This window comes from Kosakonia sp. N21, from assembly GCF_050587465.1.
In the GTDB taxonomy this organism is placed as follows: domain Bacteria; phylum Pseudomonadota; class Gammaproteobacteria; order Enterobacterales; family Enterobacteriaceae.
In genome coordinates, this window is sequence record NZ_JBOBHR010000005.1 from 382,644 (window position 1) to 394,801 (window position 12,158).

12 protein-coding genes are annotated in these 12,158 nt (G+C 49.0%); 8 read left to right on the forward strand and 4 right to left on the reverse strand.

Features of this window, described 5'->3' with window-relative positions:
* Nucleotides 1–505: 505 nt before the first annotated feature.
* Complete coding sequence (locus tag ACQ3G7_RS15005) at nt 506–760, reverse strand: hypothetical protein (RefSeq protein WP_263097067.1); 255 nt, start codon at nt 758–760, stop codon at nt 506–508.
* 478 nt (nt 761–1,238) lie between these two features.
* Here ACQ3G7_RS15005 and ACQ3G7_RS15010 point away from each other — a divergent pair, with 478 nt between their 5' ends.
* From ACQ3G7_RS15010 to ACQ3G7_RS15020, 3 genes are all read left to right on the forward strand, one after another.
* The gene (locus tag ACQ3G7_RS15010) at nt 1,239–2,783 is read left to right on the forward strand and encodes a methyl-accepting chemotaxis protein (protein ID WP_430890407.1); all 1,545 of its coding nucleotides are present in this window, start codon (nt 1,239–1,241) and stop codon (nt 2,781–2,783) included.
* A gap of 88 nt (nt 2,784–2,871) precedes the next feature.
* Nucleotides 2,872–3,186, forward strand: a complete 315-nt coding sequence (locus ACQ3G7_RS15015; protein ID WP_430890408.1) for a PTS sugar transporter subunit IIB — start codon at nt 2,872–2,874, stop codon at nt 3,184–3,186.
* A gap of 104 nt (nt 3,187–3,290) precedes the next feature.
* On the forward strand, nt 3,291–3,614 hold the full coding sequence (locus tag ACQ3G7_RS15020) for a hypothetical protein (RefSeq protein ID WP_430890409.1): 324 nt from the start codon (nt 3,291–3,293) through the stop codon (nt 3,612–3,614).
* A gap of 54 nt (nt 3,615–3,668) precedes the next feature.
* On the opposite strand, the gene leuE is transcribed toward ACQ3G7_RS15020, so the two are convergent.
* Complete coding sequence (gene leuE, locus ACQ3G7_RS15025) at nt 3,669–4,307, reverse strand: leucine efflux protein LeuE (protein WP_263097072.1); 639 nt, start codon at nt 4,305–4,307, stop codon at nt 3,669–3,671.
* Between the two features lie 461 nt (nt 4,308–4,768).
* Between leuE and ACQ3G7_RS15030 the strand changes: the two genes are divergently transcribed.
* The 4 genes from ACQ3G7_RS15030 (at nt 4,769) to ACQ3G7_RS15045 (ending at nt 8,883) form a co-directional block, all read left to right on the forward strand.
* Nucleotides 4,769–5,929 carry a type I restriction endonuclease gene (locus ACQ3G7_RS15030; protein ID WP_430890410.1) on the forward strand — a complete coding sequence of 387 codons (1,161 nt, stop codon included), beginning with the start codon at nt 4,769–4,771 and terminating at the stop codon, nt 5,927–5,929.
* A gap of 220 nt (nt 5,930–6,149) precedes the next feature.
* Entirely contained in the window at nt 6,150–6,389 is a 240-nt protein-coding gene (locus tag ACQ3G7_RS15035) for a DinI family protein (RefSeq protein WP_263097074.1), read from the forward strand.
* Between the two features lie 136 nt (nt 6,390–6,525).
* The gene (locus tag ACQ3G7_RS15040; RefSeq protein WP_430890411.1) at nt 6,526–8,301 is read left to right on the forward strand and encodes an EAL domain-containing protein; all 1,776 of its coding nucleotides are present in this window, start codon (nt 6,526–6,528) and stop codon (nt 8,299–8,301) included.
* A 180-nt stretch (nt 8,302–8,481) separates the two neighbouring features.
* Nucleotides 8,482–8,883, forward strand: a complete 402-nt coding sequence (locus tag ACQ3G7_RS15045; protein ID WP_430890412.1) for a DUF6515 family protein — start codon at nt 8,482–8,484, stop codon at nt 8,881–8,883.
* A 566-nt stretch (nt 8,884–9,449) separates the two neighbouring features.
* Here ACQ3G7_RS15045 and ACQ3G7_RS15050 read toward each other — a convergent pair.
* Both ACQ3G7_RS15050 and ACQ3G7_RS15055 read right to left on the reverse strand, forming a co-directional pair.
* On the reverse strand, nt 9,450–9,920 hold the full coding sequence (locus ACQ3G7_RS15050; protein WP_430890413.1) for a hypothetical protein: 471 nt from the start codon (nt 9,918–9,920) through the stop codon (nt 9,450–9,452).
* Nucleotides 9,921–9,993: 73 nt separating this feature from the next.
* Nucleotides 9,994–11,451: an efflux transporter outer membrane subunit gene (locus ACQ3G7_RS15055; protein WP_430890414.1), complete on the reverse strand. Its 1,458-nt coding sequence runs from the start codon at nt 11,449–11,451 to the stop codon at nt 9,994–9,996.
* Between the two features lie 89 nt (nt 11,452–11,540).
* Here ACQ3G7_RS15055 and ACQ3G7_RS15060 point away from each other — a divergent pair, with 89 nt between their 5' ends.
* Entirely contained in the window at nt 11,541–12,155 is a 615-nt protein-coding gene (locus ACQ3G7_RS15060; RefSeq protein WP_430890415.1) for a TetR/AcrR family transcriptional regulator, read from the forward strand.
* Nucleotides 12,156–12,158: the final 3 nt, after the last annotated feature.

Here is a 12,158-nt window from a genome sequence, read left to right on the forward strand (position 1 = left end):
CTCGCTTCCGGTATTTTGCCGGAGCGGGGTAATATTGCGACCCGATGAATTAATACGCTGATCATCAATTTTCTCAATCTATCCGCAGAAAAATTTGCGTTTGATTGCGTTTTGCTCGCAGGTTATAAAGTACGCATGTGATGGATATACGATTTAACAAGCTCAACATTCTTCGCTGGCAGTTTTGATGTCGAAACTGCCATCCTTTATTTCCTTTTCTACTCACTCTTTTTTCCCCGTATTAACGTCCATTTTTTCAGTTTTTGATCCCGCTAACGTTTTTTTAAAGAAAGTGAGAATCTGTTATTTTATTAACTGAAATAACCCAGGCACGGTTAACAGAAAATATATTCCGCCTGGACAACGAGTGGAGAAATCAGCGCACTGACTTATACAGATGGCATCCTGCAATGCTACGGCCGGATCGCGATGTAAAAAACGCCACGCCCGTGAAGAGCGAAGAAAGAGGTAAAGCGCTCGGGTGAAGCGCTTTATTGACAGGTGGTTAGTGGGTGCGCAAGAGCATGCTGATTGCATCGTGCTCAGACAATCCGTGCCCCTTAATGGAAACTTCCATCGCTTCATCTTGCGTTTGGTTAAATAATGTCTCGTCACCGCTGGCATGCAGATTACCGGACACGACGTCTCCCATTTCGACATCGTATTTCCCGAGCAGCTCAGCAATAGCAAACTCGCCCTCTTCGTCGCGAATAACGATGAAGCCAATGCGGTGTTCATGATGAACGACAGTACCTTTCATAAGAAAAATCCTTTCGCTGGTAGGGATCACAGATTAGCTGAATATAGTAGTTTCGGGAATGGTCGCCGCCATTTTTAGTGAGGCTGCAAGCGCTCAGGCAACAGCTTTTTGATCCCGTGCACAAATATCTGTCCGGGTAACCCATGCAATGGCGACCACGGTGTGTCGAATGACAAAAAACTTTCATAATAAAAATTATCTTTCAGGGACATACTATAATAAAAACATCTACATTTTATAGGGTTAAAATGAGCAATCGCATTTACACTTTTGTTACCCACTGTGCTTTTTTCTTCCATGCGGAGAAATAATTTCCGGTGCTAAAGTGAAATTTAATGCACGCTCGATATCTCTATTTTATGCCTGTATTGCAAAAGGATATGGCCCCCAAAATAATGCACTGAGTAAATAGTATCGTAACCCAATAGGGTAACTACAATATATCAGCAGACCCTGACCTCTCTCGAGAATACTCACTATGCGCAACAATGAGCCAGTCACACAAAAAGAGTACGTTTTCGATAATAATGCAACGCTGATGTCTACTACCGACCCCGCCAGCTATATCAATTATGCCAATGACGCGTTTATAAAAGTCAGCGGTTTTTCTATGGAGGAGGTCAAAGGAGAGCCGCATAACCTGGTGCGTCACCCGGACATGCCCAAAGAGGCATTTGCCGATATGTGGGCAACGCTCAAGCAGGGAGAACCGTGGACCGCGCTGGTGAAAAACCGCCGTAAAAATGGCGACCATTACTGGGTTCGCGCCAACGCAATCCCGGTGATACGTGCTGGCAAAGTGCAGGGATATATGTCTGTTCGCACCAGGCCAGGGCCGGAAGAAGTGGCGGCAACAGAGGAAGTGTATCGTCAATTCCGTGAGGGGCGGGCAAAAGGCAAGCGTTTTCACAAGGGATTGATTGTCCACACGGGTCTGATGAGCTGGCGCTCTCTGTTCGTCACCATGCCCCTGCGCTGGCGGTTACGTTCGGCACTGATCGTCACGCTGTTGCTCAGCCTGCTTGCGGTATGGAGCAGCGCATTAACAGCGGGTCACCAGGGAATATTCACCGGTTTTATGACTGCGCTGCTGCTGTTGATCGATCTCTGGCTGGAGTATCAAATTGTCCGTCCGGTTGAGCGGCTTTGCCAGCAGGCGTTGCAGGTGGCAAGCGGTGCAACGCATCAGGTCGAGCAGCTCAACCGTGTGGATGAAGTGGGCGTCACGCTCCGCGCGATCAATCAGCTTGGGTTGATGTTTCGCTGGCTGGTTAACGATGTCAGCGGCCAGGCACAAAACGTACTCAAATCGTCTGATTCACTGCGGGCAGGCAATGATGACCTGAGCCGCCAGACTGAACAAGCCGCGTCCAACGTGCAGCAAACCGCAGCCACCATGAATGAAATGACCGCCACGGTGCGCAGTAACCGGGAAACCGCCGCCGAAGTTACCCGCCTGTCCGAAAGCACCTGCGATGCCGCCCTCCAGGGGGGCCAGGTGATGAACCATATGATTGAGATGATGGCCGCTATCGCAGACAGCTCCAGGCAGATTGCCAGCATCACCAGCATTATTGACAGCATTGCCTTCCAGACGAATATCCTGGCATTAAACGCTGCAGTGGAAGCCGCTCGTGCCGGTGAGCAAGGTAAAGGGTTTGCCGTTGTGGCAGGTGAAGTGCGTAGCCTCGCACAGCGTAGCGCCCGCGCCGCCAGCGAAATCAAAGAGCTGATTGAAAACAGCGTAACCCATGTCAGCTCAGGCAGCGGGCTGGCAGATGATGCCGGAAAAACCATGAAGGAGATCGTGGCGCAGGTGCAAAATGTCACCACTCTGATTGCGCATATTAGCGCCGCGACGGCGGAACAAGCTACCGCGCTGAGTGAAGTGAGCCTGGCGGTGGAAGACCTGGATAAAATCACGCATCAGAATGCAGAGCATGTGCTGGAAAGCGCGGAAGCATCCGGACGCCTTAACCAGCAGGCCATTCGACTGGCCGAAGCCATTTCCGTATTTAAGTGAAGCCAAAGCGATGTAAACCTGGATGCAGCACACATTTTCCCGCTATCTACAGGGGGAATATAGGCACAGTTCCCATGAGGATATTCCTATGAAAAAGTTACTGATCTGTTGTCTGTTCGGCAATACCGCCAATGCGTTGGCCAGAAAGATGCAAAAAGCCGCTGATGCGCAGGGGCACCAGATGTTGATAAGCGCCGTTGGCGTAAGTAATTTTGCCAGTGTTGCGCCGGCTTTTGACTGCTATCTGGTTGCGCCGCATATTCAATATAAGCTGGATGAGTTGAAAGAGGCGATTGATGATGCCGCGCCTATCGCGGTGATCGAAAGTTATCCTTTCGCTTCGATGGATGGCGAGAAAGTGCTGGAGTTTGTCATGGCGCACATGCCGGCAATGACGGCATAAAGAAGCCTTAAAACCACGTCTGCGGACGTGGTTTTTGTTTCCGGGTGGCGAGTTCAGCCTCGCTGGCTTAAGCTTAGCCAGCAAAAAAACCACAGGAGACATGGATGAAAATCAAGGACCTGGCGATCGTGTTTTCAGGTGCGTTGTTACTGCAAGGGTGTTCAGCATTTGACAAGCATCATGGCATTAACTGGGGGGAAGGTCATTGCCCTGCCCCGACAGCTGAAACGCTCTCTTCCGGAAACCTGCGCATTGAGGATGGCAAGACGCTTAAATGCCAGTTAAAGCCTTATGTCAGCAATATGGCCTGCCAGGGGATCACCGATAAAACCAATGCCGATGGCATTTTTTGCCAGAACGGACGCGGGCAAAATATGTTGTTTGTGTTTGATGAAAAAGGCGTGTTGCAACGGCACGGCAACCTGTAGCGGCAATAAAAGCGAAAGAGGCTTCCCCCCGCAGGAAACCTCTTTTGTATCTGGTCAGGATTGCAGCGTGGCCAGGCGCGCCGCGAACCCCACAAAAATCAGGCCGATCAGGGAATTCCCCAGACGGGTTAATTTTTGCCGTGTCTTCACCCATTGCGTGACATAGGAACCGGAAACGATCAGGAAACTGAAATAGCAGACGCTGATAATTTCCAGCGTACTGGCAAGAATGAAGAAAGCCGTTCCGGGGCGGGTATAAGTAATGTCGATAAATTGCACAAAAAACGACACGTAAAACAGGATCGCTTTCGGGTTCGTCAGGCTCAGCACCAGCGAGCGTTTGAAAATATCGCCTTTATGCACGTCATGCGCCCCCTCTTCCCGCACCTTGCGCACAAAGGTGCTGTACAGCATTTTGATGCCGAGGTAGAGAAGATAAAACGCCCCCAGATAACGGATAATATTGAACAGCACGGGTGTGGTTTTGATAAGCGTAGCGACTCCCGCATACGCGAGGAACATCAATACCGCATCACCGATAAACACGCCGCTCGCCGCGACATAACCGTTTTTCAACCCACCTGCGATGCTGGTCTTCAACACGAAGAAGGTATTCGGCCCCGGCACCAGGATGATAAAAATAGCGCCAATAAAATAGGACCAGTAACTGATAACTCCATACTCGGCAAACACACATCCTCCTGAAAAAACACCACAACAACATAACCGGCGCTAACATACGCCATATGGCGGTGAACATAAAGCGCAGTGCGAAACCGGGGAGTGAAGCACCAGGCACAGATGGCGGAAATGTATCACTGACGTCCTTTCAATATGTTCCAGCGTTTTCCTGCCAGGCATTGAGTTTTTTGAAGGATAATTGGCAGGAAAATGTTACGTCGCAATCAATCTGCCTAAAGAAAGGTAGGCCGTGAACACTCATATCAGTAATGATGATCTGGATCATTGAGTGCTTTAACAATTGATGAGATTAGTTATTTTCAACGTATTAAATTCACAGCACAAGAGATAGAGAAACGAAGTATTTAATTATTCGCTCACGACTGAAATAAAAGTATCAATCGGTTTGTTATCTGCAAAGCGGAATCATTGATTCTCTTTGAGTGGCGGCACTCTAAGGTTACGGGTAAAAAATGGAAAACTTCAAGCTAAGACTAAAAAATCATATTGAGCATGTCAAAAACGTTGGTATCCATTGCACAACCGAAGAAACGACGAAACAAGCACTGATCCTCCCCTTTTTAGATATTCTGGGTTTTAACTCATATGATCCACAAAAAGTACGAGCTGAGTATGGTGCTGATTTTCCTGGAGTAAAATCCGGTGAGCGGGTCGATTACGCTCTTTTCTGCCAGGGTGTGCCCGTAATGTTTATTGAGGCAAAACCTTACAAAGAGAAAATTGATAACCACTGCCCCCAATTATCCCGCTACTTTAACTGCACTCCCGAAGTCACGATATCCGCAATTACTAATGGGCAAGAATGGCGTTTTTTTACTGATTTACAGGAAAAAAACATTATGGATCCAACGCCCTTCCTCAGAATTAGTATGGATGACATAACCGATGCTGATGCAGAGCAACTATTCAGGTTTCGACATGATAAATTCAAGCCCGAAGCGCTTCGTACCCTTGCGGAAGAGAGTGTATATATTTCTTCATTCTCAAAAGTTATCAGCTCAAGTTTAAAAGATGTTGATTCTGAATTCGTGAGATACGTGGCTTCCCGCGCGAATATTGGTCGACAGCTCAATCAGCGATTCATTGACTCAATCACACCGCTGGTCAGAGAAGCTGTCCAGCGCTCAGTAAGTGCAATGGTTGTTTCTGGTTTGTCGGCACACCAGCCAATCAGAGAAGAGTTAGCAAGCCAGGGAATAGATGAAACCATATCTATTGATGAGAAAGCAGATCATATTGATCCGGACAATCCCAACATTATCACAACCCATAACGAACGCTCATTGCTTGAAAAAATAGTCTCCATTATTGGTCCCGAAAAAGATCTTCAACCCAAGGATACCGAGTCGTACTACAGTATTCTTTATCAAGGGAAAACAAACAGGTGGATAGTCCGCTATTACGATAAGAAGAGTCGATCTTCTATACAATTACCGATTGAATTGACGCCAATTGCGGTCAATGAAGTCTCCAGGGCAGGTCTGGAGCATGATGGAACAAGAATTTATCTCGATCGCCCGGAAGACGTGCTAAGGATATCAGGTCTGATCCTCGATTCATTTCAGTATGTGATAAATGACGAGAATTTTAAAAAGAAAAAACTTAACGCTTAAACACCTTCATTAAATCCCGCCACGTGCGGGATTTTTGTACGAATCAGTAAAAATCACACGATTAAAGATTATAACCACACAAAAACATTTTATATCAACCAGTTAACATCATTATTTACGAAGCAGAACGACTTGCCGGTTGATTGGCCACCCACTTGAATACTGACTGTATATACAGTATAAATATGCGGTTAATTAACCAGTAAAAAAGGAATCATCGATGTTTGTTGAGCTAATCTATGACAAGCGTAATGTTGAAGGATTACCGGGTGCGAAAGAAATTATCCTTAGCGAGCTGACCAAACGCGTGCAACGCCTCTTTCCTGATGCTGAGGTGCGTGTTAAGCCGATGCAGGCAAACGGTCTGAACAGTGATGCCAGTAAGAACGATCGCGAAAAGCTGAACCGGATGCTTGAAGAGATGTTCGACGAGTCGGATATGTGGCTTGTACAGGAATAACGCTGTTCGACAGGCAAAATACGCGCGGGTTTCAATACTATCATGAAGCTTATGTAAATTTCAGACGAGTGGCGTTTCAAGCGATAACGGCACGCAGAGAATCAGCAACACCAACATCACGTGATGGGAGAATGCCATGTTCAGCGGACTCAGCACCAACGAAACCCAACGGCTTGCCGCACTGGAATTGCTCAAACGCGAAGATAAAGAACGCGACAACGTGCTGGGTGAGTTTGCTGAATTTGCGCGCCGGTTAATGGGCGTTTCCGGTTGTTTTGTCACGATTATTGATGACGCATTTCAATACATCAAATACGTGAACAACGTCCCCTTGCTTGCCGGGTGCGTGCCGCTTGAAGAAACAATGTGCCGCCATTCTCTGTCTCTGGATCAACCGGTTATCTGCCTGGATGCCCGTCAGGATGCGCGTTTTTCGGAACATCCAGTAGTACAAAACGGCACGGTTATTTTTTATGCCGTCGCGCCAATAAAAACCCGTGAAGGGCATACATTAGGTACGCTATGTCTGAGTGAGTCTTCCCCGGTTACCCCTTCCCGCGAACAGATCGATGATTTCTTGCGCATTACTGAATTCACCGCGGCTTACCTTGAGTGCTGGTACTCCGTGGGGAAAATAGACGCCTTAACGTATCTGCCGAACCGGCAAACATTACTCAAAGAAATTGAACGTATTGCTGCCAGAGCGACACCCGAAGAGTACACGCTCATCCTGTTTGACTGCATTGATATGTCCAGAGCATATGAGCTCTCGCGCTACCTTGGCCTTACGGCAGTTGAAAGCATGCTGAAAAGTTTTGCCACGTTATTGCAGGTACGCCTCGGGCTTGACGCGGGGTTAACGCTTTACGCTTTCTCCACAGGGCGCTATGCCATTTTGGTAAATAAGAGCCTGTCTGCCACGCTGCTGGATAAAGCCGCTCATTTGACACAAACACACGCCAGAATTACCGGCGATATCGAAATTCCTCTGAAAACTCACGCCGGGTTTATTCACTTTGTACCAGGCCAGACGGCCGGGCAGGACACGTTACGTCAGGCCATCAGCGCGCTGCACGAAGCAATACGTCAGGATATTCCGCTTCACGCATTCGACCCGGAGATGGATCAAAAACGGAACCACGATTTCAGGATGCTGTACGACCTGGGCGAAGCAATAAAGTCGGATGAGCAACTTTACCTGGTTTACCAACCGAAGATCAGTTTGCATACCGGAACAACCGTAGGCGTAGAAGCACTCTTACGCTGGGAGCATCCGGTGCTCGGGAATATTCCTCCCGCAACGCTGATTGCCCTGGCTGAACGCACCAGCCTGATGGCGGGGTTGACGCAGTGGGTTGTGGACAGGGCCATTAAACAGCTCGTCGAATGGCGACAAAACAACATCACGATGCCGATCTCGGTCAATGTCTCCGTCAGTGATTTGTCAAAACCCGGCTTTGCGGATGCGCTTGAAGAAAAAATCTTCAGGGCCCGGCTGACTACCGCCGACCTGCGGGTTGAATGCCTCGAAACCGAAAAAGTGCTGGAAAGCCCGATCGCCCTTGATGAGCTGGACATGCTCAAAGTCCGCGGGTTTAAAATTCTGCTCGATGATTTCGGTGCAGGTTATAGCAATATTAGCTACTTGCGAAAAATCCCTATCGATATTATCAAAATTGACCGCTCATTAATTAGCCGGGTGGCCAATGACAAAGGCAGCCAGATCATCGCTAAAAATATTATCAGCATGCTGAAAGAGCTGGATTATATCGTGCTTGCCGAAGGTGTTGAGGATGCAGAAACCGCAGAAATATTGAAGGATTTTGGCTGTGACGAAGCACAGGGTTACTATTTTTCCAGGCCACTTCATCCGACGATGATCCCGGACTGGTTGAGCTCGTCCCCGCAATAAAATAATAGGGCCACGGTGGTGGCCTTATTGCCCCATATTGGTCTTATCTGCACTGTGCCTGTTCCCGTAAACAGACTGTCTTACAATCGTTCAGGCTAATTTCAAAATTCCTGCACATTTATACATCACTATAGGCGACCCGATGAGGAATTAGCCTCTTTTGTAGGGAAGGAATACAAGATGAGACCGATGAAAAGACTGGCGATTGCTATCACATTGTTTGCTGCCGGCTCAGCCACAGCCCTTGCCGAGCCAGGTTTTCAGCCGCATGGCGGGCATGGTTTTCCTGATGGAGGACGCCGGGATGATATCCCCCGTCCAGGCGACAGGTTCAGCATTCTTCCGGACATTGCCACTACAGTATTGCTGGGTGGATTAACCTACTATCTGGTGAACGGTATTTACTACCAAAGACAGGGTACGCAGTATGTGGTGGTTGAAAAACCGTCATCCACGCCCTCCCCATCAGGTGCACAGGTGCTGGACTTTAACGGCAAACGCTATTACGTGCGTGACGGTCATTATTATGCGCGCGATATTGATGGTAACTATTTTGAAGTTCCGCGACCGAGCGGGCTCTGACTATTCTGTAACGGCGCAGGTTTCGGCGCCGTTACAAAAACGTATATTTGTAAGGCATTTTCATCGTCTCACAGCCCGGAACCTGAAATAAAAAAACCTGCCCGTGGGCAGGTCGCTAATAGCGGGCATTAAGGAAATTGAAGATTTCAACTTTGGATCCTGCGGAAGAATTGCTCAGTTGATTCCCGGACGTGCTCATCGGGGTTTTCGGCAATATCCCCCTCACCTGACGAATGCCGGACATAACTACTGTGCCCATGTATCAAAGCTGGAGAAGAACCTACAGAGCCAGCCACTGAGCAAAATGACAGAAACAACAAAAACCACGCCGTTCTCAACGATTTACCCATCATTCACAATCCGTGCGTTGTTGACATCGAAAAACATATTGAAGCAGTCAACGTAAAATGCGGTATGCGATGATTAAACCTATCCAGGAAGCTGTGAACAGCTGCATATCCGTTCATTATCACAGGTCACGAAAACTCATCATAAAAAACGGGAACCAACAGACGGATGACATGTTCGCGCTCATCGCGTCGCTAAACTCTCAGCATTTCAGCAGATTAGCACCTTCCATCAGGATGAATGAGCCTCATGGACATCAACTGAACCCGAAGAACAAAGAGATAGTTATCAACCTGTTCTTCGGTTAAAGGGAAACCGGGCGAAAGATTGTGTAGCACAACGTATTGGTTCATCGCGTTTATTTTTTGTTCTTGTTTGGGTGAGGGATTATGGTTATCAAATAAGGGACTGGCATGTAATAAAAGAACCAACTGTGTTTGCCGGTACTCAATGATTTTCTGAATACTATCTGAGCGAGTAATGTCCCAGGTGACAAGAATAATATCGGCTTCATCGGCTACGGCCTGCCAGTTATCCTGAATCCAGCAGGGAAACTTTCTTGCCAGCAGGTTTGCACTTTCAGCATCGCCAGCGGAAAGAAAAACGTGCGCATGAGGGTAAAGGCGGAACAATTCGACCAGGAAAGTTTCCGTCAGATCATCTATCCCAAGTATGCCTATTCGCACCATATCGCCACCTTTTTGCCGTTAAGCTCATTTAAATAAACAATGTTGCTCTCGCGGATAACGCGAGTGAGCGCCTTTACCCGGGTTTATTTGCCATTTCGCCAGGTAATGAAGATTGCCAGCCACCGCCCAACGCCCTGAATGCCGCCACTGCTGCGCGGGCTGATTCTGTCTGCGCCTGCGCTCTTGCATCGGAAGCCTGGAGAAGCGTTTCGTCGTTATGCAGTACGTCAATCAGGCTGGTCGTTCCTTGCTGAAATGCGATGAAAGATGATTGCCGGGCGCTGGCAAGGGCCGTTTCACCGCCGGTCAGTGTAACTGCCTGCGTCTGGCGATTGACCAGGGCCGAGAAGGCGTTTTCAACGTCTTCCGTTGCGCGTAACGCTGACAGACGATAAGCGGCAAGTGCTTCTGCTTCCTGGCCTTTCGCCTGTTCTATTTGCGCGTTAATTCGACCAAAGTCAAAGAGCCGCCAGCGTAATCCCAGCACACCTGCAGACTGGCTGGCACCCGCAGTGAAAAGATTATTGCCTGACACTGCCGTTGCGCTGCCAAGCAGCGCGTTAAGGGAAAACGTTGGATAATACTCGCTGACAGCGACGCCGATACGGGCACTTGAGGCGGCCAGATGACGCTCGGCCACCATAATATCGGGTCTGCGGCGAAGCAGGTCAGCCGGGGTGCCCATTGCGGTAATTGCTGGTGTATGAGGAATAGCCCCCGGTGAAGCCAACTGCGCGCGATGCGTCCCGGGAGGCGTACCCAGCATGACGTCCAGCGCATTCATGGCGGCATCAAGCCCGTTGCTCAGAACCGGTACTGTTGCCTTTACCTGTGCCAGTGCACCTTCTGTCTGATGGACCTGATATTCTGGTGCCAGCCCTTTGCTGTGCAACAGCTGAATTTTTTCCAGCAGTTGTTGTTGTGTGATGACCCGTTTATTCGCAATATCCAGACGGGTCTGTAATCCACGCAGGGTGATATAGATATCCGCAGTTTGTGCTGCGACAGCAAGACGTGTTGCGGCGACATCCGCCTCCGAAGCCTGGTAATCGGCCAGTGCAGCCTGACGAGCACGACGCAGGCCGCCAAACAGATCTAATTCCCAGCTTGCATTGAGATCGGTTTCATATGAATTGCCGTAGCGATTATAATCCGGCGTTGAACTGACCACCTGACCCAATGGTGTTTCAACCGACTGCCCGGCGCGCGCCGCTTGCCCACTGACACTTCCGTAAGGTAGCAGTGCCGCTGTTGCGGCTCCGAGCCCTGCACGGGTTTGTACCATTCTGGCGGAGGCCTGGGCGAGATCGAGGTTTTGCGCGAGCGCATCTGAAACGAACTGACTTAACAGGGGATCGCCGAAGCCCTTCCACCATGTTGCGACATGGGTGGGTTCGGATACTCTGCGCTGCGCTAGCGCCTGATAGTGTTCCGCAACGGGTGCCTCAGGGCGAGAATAGTCGGGTCCGACGGTACAGCCTGCAAGAATGCAGGCACTGACTATCAGTACAAGAGTACGTAGGGGAAACATGAATAACCCTTGAGTGGAATTTAATTTGTGACCACATTACCAAATGGTCACTCGTTGTCAATCGGGCTTCATTACGCTAAGCTGAAAAAATGACTAAACATATGAACGAAAACCCGTTACGAGGCCCCTCGGATCATAGTGTCCGCGATCAAATTGTTGAGGCTGCCACTGAGCATTTCGGCCACTATGGTTATGAAAAAACCACCGTCTCCGACCTCGCTAAAGCGATAGGCTTTTCAAAGGCCTACATCTATAAATTTTTCAATTCCAAGCAGGCAATCGGTGAAGTGATCTGCGCTAACCGGCTGGCGATGATCATGAACATTGTCAGCGCTGCAATTGCGGATGCGCCGACCGCTTCTGAAAAAATAAGGCGATTATTCAAAGGCCTGGTTGAATCCGGCAGCGATTTATTCTTTGAAGACCGTAAGCTGTACGACATCGCAGCGGTTGCCTCCCGTGAGAAATGGCCTTCAACAGAAATTTATGAGCAACGTCTGCGGCAAGTCATTGTGCAAATCCTCCAGGAAGGGCGCCAGGCGGGAGAGTTCGAAAGAAAAACCCCTCTTGATGAAGCTGCGGAAGCCACTTATCTGGTCATTCGACCTTATGTCAGCCCGGTGCAATTGCAGGATAACCTGGCCACAGCGGCGGCAGATGTGGTGTTGCTGTCATCGCTGGTATTGAGGAGCCTGTCACCCTGAGTT

Bases quoted from the DNA above. Each gene is read 5' to 3' on its own strand.
- ACQ3G7_RS15035 (WP_263097074.1), top strand. From the start codon at position 6,150: ATGTTTGTTGAGCTAATCTATGACAAGCGTAATGTTGAAGGATTACCG.
- ACQ3G7_RS15060 (WP_430890415.1), top strand. From the start codon at position 11,541: ATGACTAAACATATGAACGAAAACCCGTTACGAGGCCCCTCGGATCAT.
- ACQ3G7_RS15040 (WP_430890411.1), top strand. From the start codon at position 6,526: ATGTTCAGCGGACTCAGCACCAACGAAACCCAACGGCTTGCCGCACTG.
- ACQ3G7_RS15015 (WP_430890408.1), top strand. From the start codon at position 2,872: ATGAAAAAGTTACTGATCTGTTGTCTGTTCGGCAATACCGCCAATGCG.
- ACQ3G7_RS15020 (WP_430890409.1), top strand. From the start codon at position 3,291: ATGAAAATCAAGGACCTGGCGATCGTGTTTTCAGGTGCGTTGTTACTG.
- ACQ3G7_RS15050 (WP_430890413.1), bottom strand. From the start codon at position 9,920: ATGGTGCGAATAGGCATACTTGGGATAGATGATCTGACGGAAACTTTC.
- ACQ3G7_RS15045 (WP_430890412.1), top strand. From the start codon at position 8,482: ATGAGACCGATGAAAAGACTGGCGATTGCTATCACATTGTTTGCTGCC.
- ACQ3G7_RS15055 (WP_430890414.1), bottom strand. From the start codon at position 11,451: ATGTTTCCCCTACGTACTCTTGTACTGATAGTCAGTGCCTGCATTCTT.
- ACQ3G7_RS15030 (WP_430890410.1), top strand. From the start codon at position 4,769: ATGGAAAACTTCAAGCTAAGACTAAAAAATCATATTGAGCATGTCAAA.
- ACQ3G7_RS15005 (WP_263097067.1), bottom strand. From the start codon at position 760: ATGAAAGGTACTGTCGTTCATCATGAACACCGCATTGGCTTCATCGTT.
- ACQ3G7_RS15010 (WP_430890407.1), top strand. From the start codon at position 1,239: ATGCGCAACAATGAGCCAGTCACACAAAAAGAGTACGTTTTCGATAAT.